The organism is Kribbella shirazensis, from assembly GCF_011761605.1.
GTDB classification, from domain to species: Bacteria; Actinomycetota; Actinomycetes; order Propionibacteriales; family Kribbellaceae; genus Kribbella; species Kribbella shirazensis.
In genome coordinates this window covers 1,870,898-1,887,931 of record NZ_JAASRO010000001.1, presented here as the reverse complement: position 1 = coordinate 1,887,931, position 17,034 = coordinate 1,870,898, and the positions used below count along the sequence as shown (strand labels likewise).

Here is a 17,034-nt window from a genome sequence, read left to right as displayed (position 1 = left end):
CCCACGGCTCAGTTCTCACCCAGACACCGTAGTAGCCCGCACCCCCAAGGTGTCGCGTGGGCCTCTCAGTTCGCGAGGATCAGGCGGGACTTCGTGGACTGCAGGACCTCGGCGATCGGCTGCGAGTACGACTCGTTGGTCCGGCCGTGCTTCTCCATGCACTGCCCGTCGATCAGCGCCGCCCCGCTGGTGATGCCCTGGGCGTAGCCACCGGTCATGTTGGCGCCGCCGGAGTCACCGGTCTCGACACAGGCGGTGTGCTGGAACAGGCCGCGGACCACGCGGTTGTTCCCGTAGTTGACCGTCACGTTCCGCGCGACGATCCGCCCGCAGCTCCAGCCGGTGCTCTTCCCGGACTTGCACAGCGTCGAGCCGACGGTCGCGTCCGCGATCCCCTTGACCGCGACGTTGCCGTTGCCCCAGCCCTCGACGTACCCCTGCTGGTCCCAGCCCTCGATCACGCCGACCGATCCGAAGTCGTTGCCCGGAAAGCTCGAGGTGTAGGTGTTCCCGAGGACGTACCCGTTGCGCGAGAACGACGGTTTGCCGGACGTGCAGTGCCCTGCGGTCAGGAAGATCCGGGTGCCCTTGCGGGTCCGGGCGTTGAACCCGAGCGAACAGACGTACCCGGTGTTCTTGTCGACCTGTACGCCGCCGCGCAGGCCGAAGTCGTCCGCGGTCAACTCGACCGCCCCGGCCACGCGGCGCACCGTCACCCGGTCGCCGTTCGCCTGGGCCCGGGACAAAAACCGCTGGGTGATCGAGTCGCGGGCCTTCTCCGGCACCGAGACGACCACGGTCCCCGAGACCGGATCGACGTACCACGACCGCACCTTGCCCGCGCTGGACGTGGCGGCCAGGCGGTTCAGCTCGCCCTGTACGGCGTTCAGCTGGCGGGCGGTGTACTTGACCAGGTGCGGGATCGCGCCGATCTGGCGGACCAGTGCGGCGGTCGACAGGTCCGAGACCGCGACGATCAGCTCGCCGGCGTCGTCGTAGTAACTGCCGACCACGCCCGCGTCGGACCCGAGCTGCGCTTCGAGGGTTTCCGCGAGGAGCGGGTCTGCCGTGGTCTTCGCGGCCGCCTGGTGCCCGCTCTTGCTCCGCGTCTCGGCGGTGGCCCAGTTCGCCGCTGCCAGCCCGCCGGCCGTCAGGACGACGACCCCGGCTAGTGCGGCGCCGACCCGGAAACGCCCCGACATCCTGTCCTCCTCACACCGGCGCCTGGGCCCCGTTGGCCAAGCACCACAACGGAAAGTAACCGCTCGGCAACAGAATGTCCATAGTCCCGGACTCTCAAACTTCAACGAGCACAGGACGCTCCGGGCTACGGGTCAGCCGACGATCAGGCTCATCGCCTCCGCGCGCGTGACCGGGTTGCGGAGCTGGCCGCGGACCGCCGAGGTGATCGTCTTGGCGCCCGGTTTCCGGACGCCGCGCATGGTCATGCACAGGTGCTCGCACTCGATCACCACGATCACGCCGCGCGGCTGCAGGATCTCGACGAGCGACTCGGCGATCTGCGTGGTCAGCCGCTCCTGGACCTGCGGCCGCTTGGCGTACACGTCGACCAGCCGGGCAATCTTGGACAGCCCGGTGACCCGGCCGTCGCGGCTGGGGATGTACCCGACGTGCGCGACGCCGGTGAACGGCACCAGATGGTGCTCGCACATGCTCCAGACCTCGATGTCCTTCACCAGGATCATCTCGTCGTGCTCGAGCGCGAACGTGGTCGTCAGGACGTCCTCGGCGGCCTGACCGAGCCCGGCCGTGATCTCGGCGTACGAGCGGGCCACCCGGGCCGGGGTGTCCCGCAGCCCTTCGCGCTCCGGGTCCTCGCCGATCGCGAGCAGCAGTTCACGCACGGCCCGCTCGGCCCGCTCGTGGTCGAACTTCGGTGACGTCATCGTGTGCTCTCTTCCTGCCGGCGCAGCTTCGAACGCTACCCGGCCGGACAACGAAAGCGCCGCCACCCGGTGCGGGTGGCGGCGTTCGTCTGCGGTGGTGCTACTGCTTGTTCGGCGGGGTGGGGCCGCTGCCGTAGTCCGGCGGGCGGATCGCCTCGTCCGGGCCGACGGAACCGCCCGGCAGCACGTCGGTCAGCGAGCCGTTCTGCTCGGCGCGGCCGGGGACCGGCATCACCGGCGGCTGGTCGGACGGGACCCGGGTGGACGAACCGGTCCAGGCCGGCCGCCGCTCCCGCTTGATCACCGGGGCGAACACCCGAGCGATCTCGTTCTTGTCCAGGGTCTCCTTCTCCAGCAGCTCCTCGACCAGGTGGTCCAGGACCGCCCGGTTCTCGACCAGGATGTCGAAGGCCTCCTGGTGCGCGTTGAGGATCAGCTTGCCGACCTCCTCGTCGACCGCGGCCGCGATCTCCTCGGAGTAGTTCCGCTGGCTGCCGAAGTCCCGGCCCAGGAACGGCTCGCTGCTGTCCTGGCCGAACTTGATCGCCCCGAGCCGCTCGGTCATGCCGTACTGCGTGACCATCGCGCGGGCCAGTGCGCTGGCCTTCTCGATGTCGTTGCTGGCGCCCGTGGTGGGGTCGTGGAAGACCATCTCCTCGGCCGCCCGGCCGCCCAGCATGTAGGCCAGCTTGTCCAGCATCTCGGACCGGGTGGTCGAGTACTTGTCCTCGTCCGGCATCACCATCGTGTAGCCGAGCGCGCGGCCACGCGGCAGGATCGTCACCTTCTGCACCGGGTCGGAGTGCGGCAGCGCCGCGGCGACCAGGGCGTGGCCGCCCTCGTGGTACGCCGTGAGCACCTTCTCCTTGTCCGACATCAGCCGGGTCCGGCGCTGCGGACCGGCGATCACGCGGTCGATGGCCTCGTCCAGGGCGCGGTTGTCGATCAGCTGCGCGTTCGACCGGGCGGTCAGCAGGGCCGCCTCGTTCAGCACGTTGGCCAGGTCGGCACCGGTCATGCCCGGCGTCCGGCGGGCGACCGCGGTGAGGTCCACGTCCTGCGCCATCGGCTTGCCGCGGGCGTGCACCTTGAGGATCTTCTGCCGGCCGGGCAGGTCCGGCGCGTCGACGGCGATCTGCCGGTCGAAGCGGCCGGGCCGCAGCAGCGCCGGGTCGAGGACGTCGGGCCGGTTCGTGGCGGCGATCAGGATCACACCGCCGCGGACGTCGAAGCCGTCCATCTCGACCAGCAGCTGGTTCAGGGTCTGCTCGCGCTCGTCGTGACCGCCGCCGAGGCCCGCGCCCCGGTGCCGGCCGACCGCGTCGATCTCGTCGATGAACACGATCGCCGGCGCATTCGTCTTGGCCTGCTCGAACAGGTCCCGGACCCGGGAGGCGCCGACACCGACGAACATCTCGACGAAGTCCGAACCGGAGATCGAGTAGAACGGCACCCCGGCCTCGCCCGCGACCGCACGGGCCAGCAGGGTCTTACCGGTACCGGGCTGGCCGTAGAGCAGCACGCCCTTCGGGATCTTGGCCCCGACCGCCTGGAACTTGCCGGGCTCCTGCAGGAACTCCTTGATCTCCTGGAGCTCCTCGATCGCCTCGTCGACACCGGCGATGTCGGCGAACGTGGTCTTCGGGGTGTCCTTGGTGACCAGCTTGGCCTTCGACTTGGCGAAGCTCATCACCCGGGAGCCGCCGCCCTGCATCGAGTTCATCAGGAAGATGAACACCACCGCGATCAGCAGGAACGGGATCAGCGTGGAGAACACCTGGCCGATGAAGCTCGGCTTCGGGTTCTCGACGTCGTACCGCTCGATCTTGCCGTCGGTGAACAGGGTCTGCAGGTCGTTCCCGAGCGTGTTGCCCTGGCCGTCGACCCAGTGCGCCCGGAGTTTGGTGCCGTCGGTCTTCTCGACCCGGATCTCCTGGTCCGGGTTGACCAGCGTGACCGACTTGATCGTCTTGTCGCTCGACGACTTCGCCTGCTGGATCAGCTGGACGACCTGGCCGGTGGGCTGGGTCTTGTACCCGGTCGAGCCGGTCAGGAGCTGCCCGATCACCAGCACGCCGAGGAAGGCGACGACGATCCAGAACAGGGGTCCGCGGAAGATGCGCTTCACGTCCATGATCGAGGCCTGAGCCCCGTCCCTCCTAGCTCGGCAGGCCCGGGTGTGCGGGCTTGTGACGGTAATACCAGTCCAAGTGTCTCGTGTCGCACAAGACAACACAGCACGAGGGTCACCAAAGGACGGTACGACCCGTTGTACAGGCCGTCACCAAGTCTGCCCCGAAGAGCCGGTTCAGGAACAGTTCAGGAGTAGACGTGCGGCGCCAGCGTTGCCACGCAGCGCAGGTTCCGGTACTTCTCCGCGTAGTCGAGCCCGTACCCGACGACGAACTCGTCCGGCAGCTCCAGGCCGACGTACTTGACCGGCACCTGCATCTTGGCGGCGTCCGGCTTGACGAATGCCGTGCACAGCTCCAGCGACGCGGGCTTGCGGGACTCCAGGTTGCTGACCAGCCAGCTGAGCGTCAGCCCGGTGTCGATGATGTCCTCGACGATCAGCACGTGCCGGTTGGTGATGTCGGTGTCCAGGTCCTTCTGGATCCGGACCACACCCGACGACTTGGTCCCGGAGCCGTATGACGAGATGGCCATCCAGTCCATCTCCACGTGCCGGCTGAACGACCGGGCCAGGTCGGCCATCACCATCACCGCGCCCCGCAGGACGCCGACCAGGAGCAGGTCCTTGCCCTCGTAGTCCGCCTCGATCCGCGCTGCGAGCTCGCGCAGCTTCGCGAGGATCTGGTCCTCGGTGTAATGGATCTTGGTCAGGTCCTTCTCGATGTCCGCCGCATCCACGCGGCTCAGCCTGTCACATCCGGGCCGAGGATGATGAATCCGCCCTGGCGGACCGCGCGAATCCCCTGGGGCAGATCGATCCAGCGCTGGCCCCGCCAGTCGGTCACCAGCGCGTCGACCGACGCCACGTGGCCGGCGGTGAGGTCCGTAGCCCGGCAGCCCGCCTCCAGCGCGGCCTGTCGCAGTACGCGCGTGCGGACCGCAGCGGGCTCCTCAGCGAGTACGCCGACGTCGCAGCGCACCTGTCCTTCGGCACGGCCCAGTGCGGTCTCCGCCACGTCCGCAGCGAGCTGGTCGAGCGCATCGGCGTCTGCCCGGAGCAGTCCCGCCGTACGGGCCAGCGCCTCGACCACGCCGGGCCCCAGCGCCTCCTCCAGCACCGGTAGCACCTCGTGCCGCACCCGGACCCGCGTGTACTGCGGATCGTCGTTGTGCGGGTCGTGCCACGGCCGGAGTCCGGAAGCGATGCAGGCGGCCGCAGTAGTCGCCCGCGGCACCTCCAGGAACGGCCGGCGCAGCAGCCCCACTGCCGGAGCCATTCCCGCCAAGGACCGAGCCCCGGACCCACGCCCGAGCCCTAGCAGAACGGTCTCAGCCTGATCATCACGAGTGTGAGCCAGCAGTACGACGTCCGCTGCCAGCTCATCCGCCGCCTTCCGCAGAGCGTCGTACCGCGCGGCCCGAGCCGCCCCCTCCGGACCGCCCTCGGTGCCGACCTCGACCTCACAGACGAGGACAGGGTCCAGCCCGAGCCCCCGGCACTGCTCAGCGGCCGTCTCCGCGACATGTGCCGAGTCAGCCTGCAGACCGTGGTCCACGACGACCGCACCGGCGCGCAGACCGAGCTTGGGCGCCTCGAACGCGGTAGCAGCCGCCAGCGCGAGCGAATCGGTTCCACCGGAGCAGGCGACCAGCGCCGTCGTACCCCGCGGCAGCTCGCTCAGCGTGGCCCGCACAGCCTCCCTCGTCCGGGCGACGGCCGGGTGCAGCTTCCCCCGGCGGTGCTCGACCATGGCCTCCACAGCCTCGCCGCCGGTCCCGGCCGGCTCAGCCGTGGAGTCGGGCGACCCAGGCATCGGGATTCGCGATCTCGTTCTTCGTCGGCAGCGTGTTCGGGCCGGTCCACACCCGGTTGAACCCCTCCATGCCGACGCGGTCCACCACGCGGCGTACGAACGCCGCACCGTCCTTGTACTGCCGCAGCTTCGCGTCCAGTCCGAGCAGCCGCTTCAGCAGCTGGTCCACCGGGTTGCCGCTGGCCCGCCGCGACGAGAACTTGGACCGGATCGTCTCCACGGTCGGAATGACCGACGGGCCCACCCCGTCCATCACGAAGTCCGCGTGGCCCTCCAGCAGCGACATGACCGCGGTCAGCCGGTCCAGCACCGCCCGCTGCTCCGGCGACTGCATCAGGTCCACCAGGCTCAGCTCGGCCTCGCCACGCACCGACCGGCCCAGCCGCTGCACGGCCTCCCGGAACATCGCGGCGTACGCCGAGGCGTCCAGCTCGGCCTGGTCGAGGAACAGCGCGATCTCGGAGCGCAGGTGGTCCCGCAGCCACGGGACCGCGGTGAACTGCACCCGGTGGGTCTCCTCGTGCAGACACACCCACAACCGGAAGTCCCGCGGTACGACGCCCAGCTCCGACTCCACATGGACGACGTTGGGGGCCACCAGCAGCAGCCGTCCGGTCAGACCGGGGCGGTCCGGGTCCGGCTTCGCCGGGTAGAACGGGTCGAACTGCCCGAGCACCCGCGACGACAGGAACGCCAGCAGCGCACCAGCCTCGATCCCCGTCACGCGGGAACCGACCGCCGAGGACAGGCCGGGCGTCCGGTCCGCCTTCTCGCGCAGCTTGTCGGCCAGCGGCTGCAGCACGGTCCGGAAGCCGTCCGCGTTCGCCTGCACCCAGCCGGGCCGGTCCACGATCACCACTGGTGCCGTGGCCGACGTGGCCTGCAGCCCGGTGAAGTCACGCACGTGGCCCTCGGACTCGGCCGCGAACTGCCGCAGGTCGGCGACCACCTGGTTCGCCTCCGCGCGGCTGACCGCCGGGCCGGGACGCAGGAGCTTCCGCGCCACACCGGTTGCCAGCTGCCAGTCGACCATCTCGGTCGTGGTCCCGCCTTCCGCCGTACTCATATAACGACCCTAGTGGCATGTACCAACATGCGCCTTGATCAGCAGCCGCAATTGGCCAGTGCGGCGGTGGCGCGGTCGAGGGACGCGCGGGCGTCGAGGGTCTTGGGAACGGGGACGCTGTCGCTGGCGACCGCGAACACCAGGAGGGTGCCGGAGCGGGTCCGGGCGTACCCGGCGAGGCTGTGGACGCCGGTGAGTGTTCCGGTCTTCGCACGGACCACACCGGTCCCGGGGCCGGTGCCTGCGGCGCCGAAACGCTCCCTGAGGCTCCCGTTGAACCCTGCGACCGGGAGACCGGTCAGCAGGTGCCGCAGCTCCGGGTGCTGCTTCGACGCGGCCACCCGGACCGCACCGGCGAGCAGGTCGAGCGGGACCTTGTTACCGCGAGCCAGCCCGCTGCCGTCGTAGATGCGGGCCGTGCTGACATCCAGACCGAGCTTCGTGAGCGTGGCGCGCAGGCCTTTGACGCCACCGGCGTACGAGCCGCCGTTGCCGGTCGCGACGCCCACGTGACGCAGGAGCACCTCAGCACCGTCGTTGTCGCTGTGGAGGTTCACGTACTCGACGAGCTGTCCCACCGTCGGCGACTTGACCTGCGCGATCGGCTTGGCGCCGGCCGGTGCGACAGCGGCCCTGGTGCTCGCAGCGACCTTGATGCCGTACTGCGTCAGCAGCTTCTGGAACGACACGGCGGCGGACTGCGCCGGGGCGGTCGAGCGCTTGGCCATCCCGGGTGACAGGCGGCCCTCGTTCACCCACAGGGCGGAGGTCGGCGCGGCGATGCCTTCGGGCACGTAGTTCGGCTCCCAGTTCGCGTTGACGGCCGGGCCGGTGAACAGCGAGGCGTCGTACCCGAGGGTGACCGACGCGATGCCCTGGGCCTTCAGCGTCTTCGCCGTACTCGCAGCCAGCGCCTGCAGGCTGGCCCGCGCCGGGAAGCCGTCGTTCGCGGACGGTTTGACGGTGAGCAGCGGGTCGCCGCCGCCGACCAGCACGATCGAGCTCTTGCCGGTGCTCACGACCTTGGTGGCGAAGGTGTGGTCAGGGCCGAGCGCCGCCAGCGCGGCGACGGTGGTGAGCAGCTTCAGGGTCGAGGCAGGCGTGTACGGCGTCGCGGCGCCGACCGAGAACACCGGCTTGCCGCGTGACGCGTCGTACACGTAGATGCCGCGGTGCGCGCCGAGCGACGGGTCCTTGAGGATCGTGGCGAGCGCCTTGCCGGCACCGGCCGCGGTCGGAGCGGCGCCCTCGGTGGCCGCCGGCGCCAGGACAGGGGGAGCCTGCCGCGTGGCCTGCTGCGATGCGGGTACGGCGCGTGCGCCGCTCACCAGTCCGGCACAGAGGGCCGTGGTGAGCAGCGTGACGAATGCCGCACGGGCAGGTCGGGCCACCGGGCTGCTCCTGTCGTTCGGTCGGTCGGAACCGTGACAGTATCTGCCGTATGGAGTTCGACGTCTTCATCGAGATCCCCAAGGGCACCCGGAACAAGTACGAGCTGGACCACAAGACGAACCGTCTGCGGCTGGACCGGACGCTGTTCACGGCCACCCAGTATCCGTCCGACTACGGGTTCATCGAGGACACCCTCGGTCAGGACGGCGACCCGCTGGATGCGCTCGTGCTGCTGCCGGAGCCGACGTTCCCCGGCTGCCTGATCCGCGCCCGCGCGATCGGCATGTTCCGGATGACCGACGAGAAGGGCCCGGACGACAAGGTGCTGTGCGTCCCGGCCGGCGACCCGCGCCAGGAGCACCTGCGCGACATCCACCACGTGCCGGAGTTCGACCGGCTCGAGATCCAGCACTTCTTCGAGGTCTACAAGGACCTCGAGCCGGGCAAGTCCGTCGAGGGCGCCACCTGGGTCGGGCGCACCGACGCCGAGGCCGAGATCACCGCCTCCTTCAAGCGCCTCAAGACCGAAGGCCACTGACCCCACCCTGAAGCTCCGCCAGCCGCGGTACGGCGGAGTCCCCGGCAACAGGGCATTGTTGCCGGGTGTAGGTTCCGATCCTTCTTGTCGGCTGGTGAGCCGCGCGAGGCGGGAGACCTGCTTGTTGTCCGGATGGTTTGTCATGGGTTCTGTCCGGTTGGTCTGTCGTGTTCTTCGGGGTGGTCGAGGCTGGTTCATGTGGGTGCCTTCGCCGGTGTACGGGTTTGGAGTTCGTGGATGGCGGCTCGGCGTCCTTCGCTGGTGAGGGTGTAGTAGGTGCGGCGGCGGCCTGGACCGCGTCCGGCGGGCGCGCGGTTGAGCCAGCTGATGTCGTCTTCGAGTCGGCTGGTGAGCCAGCCGGCGTGCTCGAGTTGGCGCAGTCGTGTGGAGACGCTGCCGGGGTTGAGTCCGGTCCGTGCGCTGACCTGTGCAGCGTAGATGTCGTCTTCAGCATGGCTGATGAGATCCTGTAGGAGGGTCAGGGTCTCTGGCCGGATCCGGATGCGTTGGACGTTGATGCCGGTGTAGGGCCGTGGCGGGCTGGGTGGCCGGCGGGTGGCGGCGGTGCTCGTCGCGGCGGCGATTGTGGCCGGGTCGGGCATGGGCACGAGTTGGGCGCTGAGGGCGGCGTGCAGCTGGGTCTTGACGTGGCCGGTGTCGAGGTGTTGGAGCAGTCTGTTTCCGCGAGGAGTGGGCCGGTGCGGTTTGCCGAAGACGCCGCGGTGGAACAGGGGTGCGCCGATGTCGCGTTCGAGGCGCTGGAACTGCCTGACCAGGGCGCCTTGGTGGGTGTTCAGGTAGGTCGCTGCGGTTTCCAGGGAGGGGAAGGCCATGGCGATCTGGAAGCGGTGGAGCCGCAGCCAGCCATGAAGGTTGCCCTGGGCTGCGGCACGGACGTCGCGCGGAACGCGCCGGTCGAGGGTGATGGTCATGGCCTGGCGGCTGTGGACGCCGGCGGGCCGCAGCGGGATGCCGAGCCGCTGCAGGCGGCGGCGGATGGTCCCGTCGTTGGTGCCGAGTTCGGTGGCGATGCTGGCGGTGGAGCGCTTGTGGGTGAGGTACTGGTCGCGCAGCCACGCGTCATCGATCGGGATCGGGCGCCGGGTGCGGTGGATCGTGATGCCGTGTGCTCGGGCGTACTCGAGGACGAGGCCGCGGGGGATGTCGAGTTCTCCCGCGATCTGGGTGAAGGTCTTGCCGCCGTCGGTGTATTCGCGCTGGAGGAAGTCGCTGGTGAGCAGGGCCGCGGCACGTTGACGGCGCCGCCAGGCGGTGAGCGGGGAGCTGCCTGCGGTCCAGTCTCGGGCAGGGGCCCCGGTGTGCTGGAGGGCGTACCGGACGTGAGTGAGGGTCGTGCCGAGTTCGCGTGCGGCAGCGCTGGCCGGGCGTTGTTCGTCGAACACGATCCGGCGGACCGCGTCCAGGTCGATGTCGGCGGGGTCAGGCCCGGGGAGCGCGAGACCGACTGCGCATTCGGCGGGTGGCTCCCAGGTGAGCGGTTCGTCGATGCCGAGCTCCTCCAGGACGCGACGGCCGTTGTCGTTTAGAGCGTCGCGCTGGTCGAGGGTCAGCGACGGCAGGAAGGCTTGGTAGCGGCCTCGATCAGAGGGGTTCTTCCAGGCCAGCGGGTGCGTGGGGTCGGCGAGGTCTGAGCCGGTCAGGAGCTGGTGGAGGTAGCGCTGGGCCTGGACGAACCGGGGTGTTTGGTTGGGGCCGACCGCTCGTTCGCCTGGTTGTGTGCCGGTGGCGAAGCACAGTTGTCGCCAGGCCTGCAGCGTGATGGGCTCGGCGGGGACGAGGTCGCGGCGCCGCTGGTAGTCGATCGGGACGGGGTTCGTGTCGAGGTAGTGGGCCAGATTGCAGATCGCGGTCAATACGTCGTCGTGGCCGCCTGCGATGGCCAGTCGCAGCGTGCCAGCGAGGGCGTTGGGAAGGTAGGGATGCAACCGGTCGGTGATGCCTCGCGCGTTCAGCGTGGGTTCTCCCGGGACCAGGAGGAGTGCTGCCGCAACGCCCCGGAAGAGGCCCTCCTGGATGCCGTGCCGGGGCATCAGCCGAACGGTCCAGCCAGACCAAAACAGTTGGGGAACGCGTCGGACACGCCGCGTGGCGTTCTGTGCCGCGGAGTCGGGTTGAGCAGCACGGGGTGTGCCGGAGCAGAGCCGGACGCGCTCGATCGGGCGCATCACCGGATCTGCGGCGTGCAGGAACCGGCGCCGGGTGCGTGGCGAAAGCTGGTCCCACTCCGCCTGGGCCATGCCGCCGGGGATGGCGTTGGTCGAGTTTGGGCGCCGGCCGCGCAGCTCCCGGACTGCCGCGATCGCGTCGCGGTTGTCGTCGACATCCAAGAAGGCTCGGGCGGTGTGGGCGACGACGCCGCGGACGACGGCGGTGTATGGCCGCAGCCGTCCGGACGGGGTGACGAGCTCGCTGAGACTGTCGCGCCAGGCGTTGGTGGCGAGGTCTCCCATCTGGACGAGGTCGAGGTGGTCGATGGTACGGAGCAGCCAGCGGGTACAGGCGTTCAGGTCGGCCAGGACGGCGTGGGCTTCGACGGGGTCGGGTTGGTCGAGGAGTTCCTCGATCCACTGCTGAGTTGCCACAAGCGGATGCCTGGGGCCGAGGGTGAGCGCCTCGGCGGCGGCGAGGTCGGCGCCACAGACCCGCGTCGCGCCCGTGGTGCCTGAGCTGGCCGCGATGCGCCGGAGGCAGGTGGCTGTCGAGTGCTGGTGGGTGCGGCTGGGCAGGCTGGTGCGGAGTCCGGCGTGACAGTTGGGGCAGGTGTCGTGGAGCAGCGCGTGGTGGGTGGTGCAGGCGAAGACCCAGGGCAGCCACCAGCTCAGCTGCCAGCGCCTGTCGTGTTCGGTCAGGCATTGGGGGCAGAACCGGCAGTTGCGTTCCCGGTTGGGTTCGAACGGAAAGCGCGGAGCCACAACGGCCTGGTCGAGGCGTCCAGCCGGTGTCGCGGTGCATGCCTCGAGCCTTCGCACCAGCTCGGGCGGCAGGTCGGTGACGAGTTGACGGGTGTAGTAGCCGGGAGTAATGCCGAGCACTCGCAGGAACGCGGTGAGCGTGAGCCCGTTGCGTCGGGCAAGGGCTTCCAGCCAGCTGTCCAGGCTTTCACCGGGCAGCACCGGGACACGGATCGGCAGCACCCGGGCCATCAGCGGCTTGGTCACGACACCGCTTCCGACGCGGCGCTGCGGTTGCGGTGGGCGAGTGCGGCGGCGAGCTGCTTCCGTGCTTGTTCAGAGGCCTCGTCGAGCCGGACACCGTCGAGCAGGTCGCGGGTCAGGGCCTCGGTGCCGGTGCGGATCGCGCGGTAGCAGCCGCGGACGAGGAGAGTGAAGTAGGAGCCGATGTGGCCGGTCGTGCGTTCGAACAGGTAGTCGGCGACGTCGACCAGCATCCCAGGCCGGTGGTCAGTCAGCACCAGTTGGCGCTCGGTGGCCTTGACCAGGCTCGTCCAGTGGCGGCGCCCTTGGTCGGTGTCGAACCGGAACGGGTCAACGCCGAGCCGGGTCCAACGTCGCGCGGTCTGAGCGAGCACAACGTTCTTTCCGGTGAGGCCGTCAGCGAAGAACCGTCGTTCGGCCAGGCCGACACCGACGTAAACAAAGGTGACCGGGAGCTCGTTGGCCAGCCACTTGAGGTGGTTCGACACCGCGAGGCCGTCGCGGCGGTCCAGGTCGATGAAGTGGACGTCGTCGATGATGCCCAGCTGGGTCTGGCACGACAGCACGCAATCCAGGGCGTGGCTGGCCAGAGCGGCGGCGTTGGCGCGGTCGGTGGCCGGGTGGCCGTAGAACTCGCAGATCATCCGGTTCAGCGTCCGCAGCGTGGTGTTGGATGTCAGGCCGACGCGGAACACAGGGATGCGTTCGTGGCCGGCGTCGGTGACCGGGCTGTGGCGGCGGATCTGGGCGCGGTCGAACGCCCGGCCGAACAGGTTCGCGATAGTGGTCTTGCCCAGCCCGGGCAGGGCGTCGATGACCGCGGCCGAGCGGATCCGGTCGCCGTCTTGGCGGTTGCTGGCCACGATCTGGTCCAGTTCGTCGTGGATCGCCGACAACTGCGGGGTTGCGACGATGCCGAAGTTCGCGTGCCAATCGTGACGGCTCTCGTTGTAGTCGTCTGCCGCCTCGCTGGTCAGCGCATTCAGCTGAGCACGGGCCAAGGCGTCTGGGCGCGGCCTCGGTGGAGCGTCAACGAATCGGCGCCATCCTTCCTTGCGGGACAGGCTGAACTGCTGGGTCGACATCAGTCGATCACCTCGAACGCGTCAGCGTAGAAGTCGTCACCAGGCGCGTCATCTGGCGCGTCGAAGATCTCATCTTCGTCATCACCGTCGCCGGCCAGCGGATCCGGCACCAGCCGCAGCGGCGACGCCTCCACCTCTGCCAAATCCGCCAGCCCTTCTGACATGGCAGGTGGGGTTGGTCTGGCGTCTTGTTCGGGCAAGACCGGCAGGGTCAGTGCAGCGCGTTCGGCCGACAGGCGGGCCGCGATGCGGCGTTCGCGCCGATCGGTGACCATGCCCTGCTCCCAGCGACCCAGCAGGTCAGCTAGCGCTTGCGCGGTGTCGATGTGGCGGCCTTGACGGGCGGCCAGCCTCCTCGCGTAGGCGGCGGCATCGGCGCTGAACGGCATCGACAACGCGGGCGCGTGTTCCCACGCGAGCCGATGCCAGGAATCATCGGTCGGGTCTTGGAAGTAGACGAACCGTACGTCGTCGGGGTTGACCCGGATCGGCCACCGCCCGGCGAACGCGCCGCCGTAAGGGCTGGTGGCGTTGCGGTAGCCGTCCAGGACGGCGCCGTTGTAGCGCAGTCCGTCGACCTCGACGCCGTAGTGCTGGATGGTGCGTGGCTTGACGGCCAAGAACTCGAATGCCAACTCCGGCCAGGCCGGCATCCGCAACTGGCCGGTCTTGGCGATGCCGATGCGCAGCATCTCCAGCGGGGACAGCTCCAGCTGCGGCCACTGCGCAACGACCAGGCCGTCATGGCGGCTGCGATGGTAGACCTCGCTGACCCATTCGCGGATGATCTGCTCGACCTCGTGCACGTAGTAGAACGCCTGCTCCTCGATCCCCTCGCCGCGGCTGTGGACATCCGCACCCTTGTAGGCAGGCAGGTGCTGGATCAGGCCCTCGCGCAACGTCCGGAAGAACCGCTCCACCGTCGGCTTGTCCGTCGGCTTCTTCGGCTGGGCGGGCTGGATCGACATGCCCAGCCGTGTGCAGACACTGATCACCTGCGCGGACATGAACGCCTTGCCGTGGTCGATCACCAGGGTCTCTGGCGGACACAGCCCGCCACCGGGCCGCAGGTCGTCCTCGGTGAACACGACCTCGTCCCACAGCCCGTGATAAGGCGCCAGCGGTGGCCGCCGTGACTCAGGAGCGGCGTCGTCGACCGGTGGGCAGACTGCCTCGAACAACACGCCGGCGACGTCGACGGCCTTGGTCGATACCGGTGTGACCCGCAGCCCGACCACACAGCGGGAGAACAGATCCTGGGCGACGGTCAGCTGGATCGGAACCCAGCGACAGGTCACCGGCTCCATCGCGTAGATGTCCAGGTCCTGGGTATCCAGCACCACATACTCACCCGGCCGGATCGCGCGCAGCCGCCCATACACACCCTGAGGTCTCGCGGCGATCGACCGGCGCGCCTTCGCGCTCCCGGACACCGCGTTTGTGCCCTTGGTCAGCTCGTTCAACCGCTCATACGCCGTACTGCGCGACGGCTCCTGCACCACACCCTCGCCATGATCCTCGGCCAGCCGCAGAGTGACCCTGCGCAGCAACGCCGACCTCGTCGGGGTCGACGCGTTCACCGACTCAGCCACCACCTGGCGAACTGCCGCATCCCAGCGCGGATCCACCCGGGAGACGCGACCTTTGACCAAACGCGCGTCGAGCAAACCGGCCTCGCCACTGGCGCGGTAGGCTGCCACCCATCGGTCGACGGTGCGCGTCGACACGTTCAGCTCGGCTGCCTTCGCTGCGATCCGGTCCTTCAACCGCAGATCCGGGCCGAATCCTGGACGTGGCTCGCCCGCTTCCGCGCCACCCGCATGACCGGCCCGGAAGCCGCTCAACACCTCACGCACGTGCCCGGCCCGCTCCCGCAGCTGTGCCAGCTGCACCGGCGGCAACCCGGCCATCGCCAAGCCCGCATCACCGCCACCGATTCCATCACCAGTGCCGCCGCCAGAGCTGCCCGCTTCCAGCGACTTCGCAGCGGCGACCAGCCGACCGAGCTGCAATGCGGTGAACTCACCGGTCCGCTCGTTGCGAACCGTCACGCCAAGCCCGTCAAGCTCGACGACTTCCACCACGTCACCGGACAGCAGCAGGCGTCCGCCGGGGTAGATCCTCACCGTCCGCACCGTCTGCCCGCTCACGACGCCGCCACCCGCACCGTCGTGGCCGCGCTCAGCGGGCGGCTCAAGTCCACCGTCAAGCGGCCCGTCCACACCAGATGCAGCACCACAGGCCGAACCACATCGCTCGCGTCCACTCCAGCCAGTGCGGCCTCGATCCCGCCGATCGTCGACTGGTGCCTGGCCGCGGCCAGCACCTGCGGCTCCAGCGCGGTCCGCACCAGATGCGGCCGCCGGTAACCGGCCAAGAATCGGACGTTCTCCAGCAGCGCGGGATCAGCGCCTAACCACGTCTCGTACGCCCAGCCGCGCACCGCGCATACCTGGCGCGTCCACGCAAACTGCGCCATCACCCTCGGGTCGTCCATCCGCGAAGCCGCCTTCACGTCGACGACCGTGACCAGGCCATCGGCATGCAACAGCAGAAGATCAGGCACATGGCGCCTCGTCCTGTCTCCGTCCGGACCTGTCAACCAAAGCGGCTGCGAAGCCAACCCCACCACACTGCCGTCGAAATCGGCCAACAGGATCCGCGCCAATTCCAGACGGCTCTCGTACGCCACCAGACGACCCGTCGTGGCCGCCCAATACCAGCCCGAATAGTGCCTCTGCCCGCGATACCAGCGGAACTCACGCACCGGCAGCCCAGCCAGCACCTCACCGACGATCAACCGATCCAAACCCGTCTCGACCAACCGCCCATCCGCCTGCCTATAGCAAGCCTGGACCGGTCGATCATCAGCCGTAGTCCCATGAGCTGAACGCCGCACCATCCGAACTCCCTGCGTCGCGAACCAAACACAGGCATCCTGGCGACGACCAACAACAACCTTCAACTCCATCTGCCTGCACCAGCCCGTGTCCGCAGCGAGTCGCGTTGACCAACCCCAGCGACGTGGCGCACTGCCAACGGGGAACAACAACGCCCTCGGCGAGCCTCCGAAGACCAGCGCAGCCACGTCAGAACTGGAATGACTGCTTTTGAAACTCGGTTCTCACGTCGCTCGAGAGGTACCCCGACTGACCGTAGAACGACGGGTCGTACGGGAAGAGGCCCAAATGTGCACAGTACCTTTCAAGCATTTCTGAGGTGAGACGTTCACGCTTCAGACGTCGCGCATAGCGCTCGGTCTCCTCGAACGGCAGCGGATCGCCATAGGTCTCGAACGTTCGACGCCCCTCCCAGGTCGATTCCAACGCCCGGATCGTGTCCGCGCCCTTGTGAACGACGAATTGAAGATCCCGGTTACCGTCCCACTCCGACGTGCTGTCGACGAGGACGACGCCCTCGAAGCCGGCCATCATGCACAGACCACTCACCGCAGTCACTGCATCGGATGCGGGCATGTCGTCGAAGTACGCCGTCCAGTCCCCGTTGCCACAGTCCCACAGAAGTTCCCGGTCCCGTCCGGGACCGAACGGAAGCAGCCGTTCGATCCCGGACGACAGCGGGCCTTCCAACTTCTGCACGACAAGGCCGGGTGGCCGCTTCGCGAACCACGCGTGCGATCGTCGCCACCGCTCTAACGCCTGAGCGGTGACCGCGACGTTGGCCTTGAAGAACCCCATGCCTCGGCCAGGGATGGGCAGTTCGGTCGTCATGGCGCTCCGCTCAGTTCATCGTGAGCAGCCAAAGCTGGGCGACCTGCGGGGGTAGCCAGGGGGCGGTAGCTCGACCGGGTATGCGTGGCCAGAAGCTCATTGCACCCGTTCCATGGTCCGGCACCGTCGAGCCGACAGCCTGGCACTCGGGCGGACTGCTCATCGTGGGTCAGGGGCCCGCCCGGAGCCACT

At 68.9% G+C, this 17,034-nt stretch carries 13 protein-coding genes; 1 reads left to right on the top strand and 12 read right to left on the bottom strand.

Annotation, left to right across the window (positions count from 1 at the left end; genetic code table 11):
* Positions 1-65 precede the first annotated feature (65 nt).
* From BJY22_RS09270 to dacB, 7 genes are all read right to left on the bottom strand, one after another.
* Positions 66-1,202 (bottom strand): S1 family peptidase, encoded by a 1,137-nt coding sequence (locus BJY22_RS09270; protein WP_167205299.1) that lies wholly within the window; start codon positions 1,200-1,202, stop codon positions 66-68.
* Positions 1,203-1,334: 132 nt separating this feature from the next.
* Positions 1,335-1,907: a GTP cyclohydrolase I FolE gene (folE, locus tag BJY22_RS09265; protein WP_167205297.1), complete on the bottom strand. Its 573-nt coding sequence runs from the start codon at positions 1,905-1,907 to the stop codon at positions 1,335-1,337.
* A 100-nt stretch (positions 1,908-2,007) separates the two neighbouring features.
* Positions 2,008-4,041: an ATP-dependent zinc metalloprotease FtsH gene (ftsH, locus tag BJY22_RS09260; RefSeq protein WP_167205295.1), complete on the bottom strand. Its 2,034-nt coding sequence runs from the start codon at positions 4,039-4,041 to the stop codon at positions 2,008-2,010.
* A 185-nt stretch (positions 4,042-4,226) separates the two neighbouring features.
* Positions 4,227-4,778: a hypoxanthine phosphoribosyltransferase gene (gene hpt / locus BJY22_RS09255; protein ID WP_167205293.1), complete on the bottom strand. Its 552-nt coding sequence runs from the start codon at positions 4,776-4,778 to the stop codon at positions 4,227-4,229.
* Between the two features lie 5 nt (positions 4,779-4,783).
* Entirely contained in the window at positions 4,784-5,854 is a 1,071-nt protein-coding gene (gene tilS / locus BJY22_RS09250; protein WP_202891047.1) for a tRNA lysidine(34) synthetase TilS, read from the bottom strand.
* Entirely contained in the window at positions 5,826-6,920 is a 1,095-nt protein-coding gene (locus BJY22_RS09245) for a zinc-dependent metalloprotease (RefSeq protein ID WP_238350324.1), read from the bottom strand. The genes tilS and BJY22_RS09245 overlap by 29 nt, the downstream gene beginning before the upstream one ends.
* A 38-nt stretch (positions 6,921-6,958) precedes the next feature.
* On the bottom strand, positions 6,959-8,311 hold the full coding sequence (dacB, locus tag BJY22_RS09240) for a D-alanyl-D-alanine carboxypeptidase/D-alanyl-D-alanine endopeptidase (RefSeq protein WP_167205292.1): 1,353 nt from the start codon (positions 8,309-8,311) through the stop codon (positions 6,959-6,961).
* Between the two features lie 50 nt (positions 8,312-8,361).
* On the opposite strand from dacB, the gene BJY22_RS09235 reads away from it, so the two are divergent.
* Positions 8,362-8,850 carry an inorganic diphosphatase gene (locus tag BJY22_RS09235; RefSeq protein ID WP_167205290.1) on the top strand — a complete coding sequence of 163 codons (489 nt, stop codon included), beginning with the start codon at positions 8,362-8,364 and terminating at the stop codon, positions 8,848-8,850.
* Between the two features lie 194 nt (positions 8,851-9,044).
* Here the strand turns inward: BJY22_RS09235 and BJY22_RS09230 are convergent, their stop codons facing one another.
* The 5 genes from BJY22_RS09230 to BJY22_RS09210 all read right to left on the bottom strand — a co-directional run bounded on the left by BJY22_RS09230 (position 9,045) and on the right by BJY22_RS09210 (position 16,842).
* A complete protein-coding gene (locus tag BJY22_RS09230) occupies positions 9,045-12,029 on the bottom strand; it encodes a TniQ family protein (protein ID WP_167205288.1) in 2,985 nt (994 codons plus the stop codon).
* Positions 12,026-13,111: an AAA family ATPase gene (locus BJY22_RS09225; RefSeq protein WP_167205286.1), complete on the bottom strand. Its 1,086-nt coding sequence runs from the start codon at positions 13,109-13,111 to the stop codon at positions 12,026-12,028. Before BJY22_RS09225 ends, BJY22_RS09230 begins: the two co-directional genes overlap by 4 nt.
* A complete protein-coding gene (locus BJY22_RS09220; RefSeq protein WP_202891046.1) occupies positions 13,111-15,237 on the bottom strand; it encodes a helix-turn-helix domain-containing protein in 2,127 nt (708 codons plus the stop codon). The genes BJY22_RS09225 and BJY22_RS09220 overlap by 1 nt, the downstream gene beginning before the upstream one ends.
* A 20-nt stretch (positions 15,238-15,257) precedes the next feature.
* Positions 15,258-15,935, bottom strand: coding sequence for a TnsA-like heteromeric transposase endonuclease subunit (locus BJY22_RS09215; protein ID WP_202891045.1), 678 nt, complete (start codon positions 15,933-15,935; stop codon positions 15,258-15,260).
* A gap of 265 nt (positions 15,936-16,200) precedes the next feature.
* Complete coding sequence (locus BJY22_RS09210) at positions 16,201-16,842, bottom strand: hypothetical protein (protein WP_167205282.1); 642 nt, start codon at positions 16,840-16,842, stop codon at positions 16,201-16,203.
* Positions 16,843-17,034 lie beyond the last annotated feature (192 nt).

Coding starts and splice junctions, on each gene's coding strand:
- BJY22_RS09270 (WP_167205299.1), bottom strand. CDS start 1,202: ATGTCGGGGCGTTTCCGGGTCGGCGCCGCACTAGCCGGGGTCGTCGTC.
- folE (WP_167205297.1), bottom strand. CDS start 1,907: ATGACGTCACCGAAGTTCGACCACGAGCGGGCCGAGCGGGCCGTGCGT.
- ftsH (WP_167205295.1), bottom strand. CDS start 4,041: ATGGACGTGAAGCGCATCTTCCGCGGACCCCTGTTCTGGATCGTCGTC.
- tilS (WP_202891047.1), bottom strand. CDS start 5,854: ATGCCTGGGTCGCCCGACTCCACGGCTGAGCCGGCCGGGACCGGCGGC.
- BJY22_RS09245 (WP_238350324.1), bottom strand. CDS start 6,920: ATGAGTACGGCGGAAGGCGGGACCACGACCGAGATGGTCGACTGGCAG.
- BJY22_RS09235 (WP_167205290.1), top strand. CDS start 8,362: ATGGAGTTCGACGTCTTCATCGAGATCCCCAAGGGCACCCGGAACAAG.
- BJY22_RS09225 (WP_167205286.1), bottom strand. CDS start 13,111: ATGTCGACCCAGCAGTTCAGCCTGTCCCGCAAGGAAGGATGGCGCCGA.
- BJY22_RS09210 (WP_167205282.1), bottom strand. CDS start 16,842: ATGACGACCGAACTGCCCATCCCTGGCCGAGGCATGGGGTTCTTCAAG.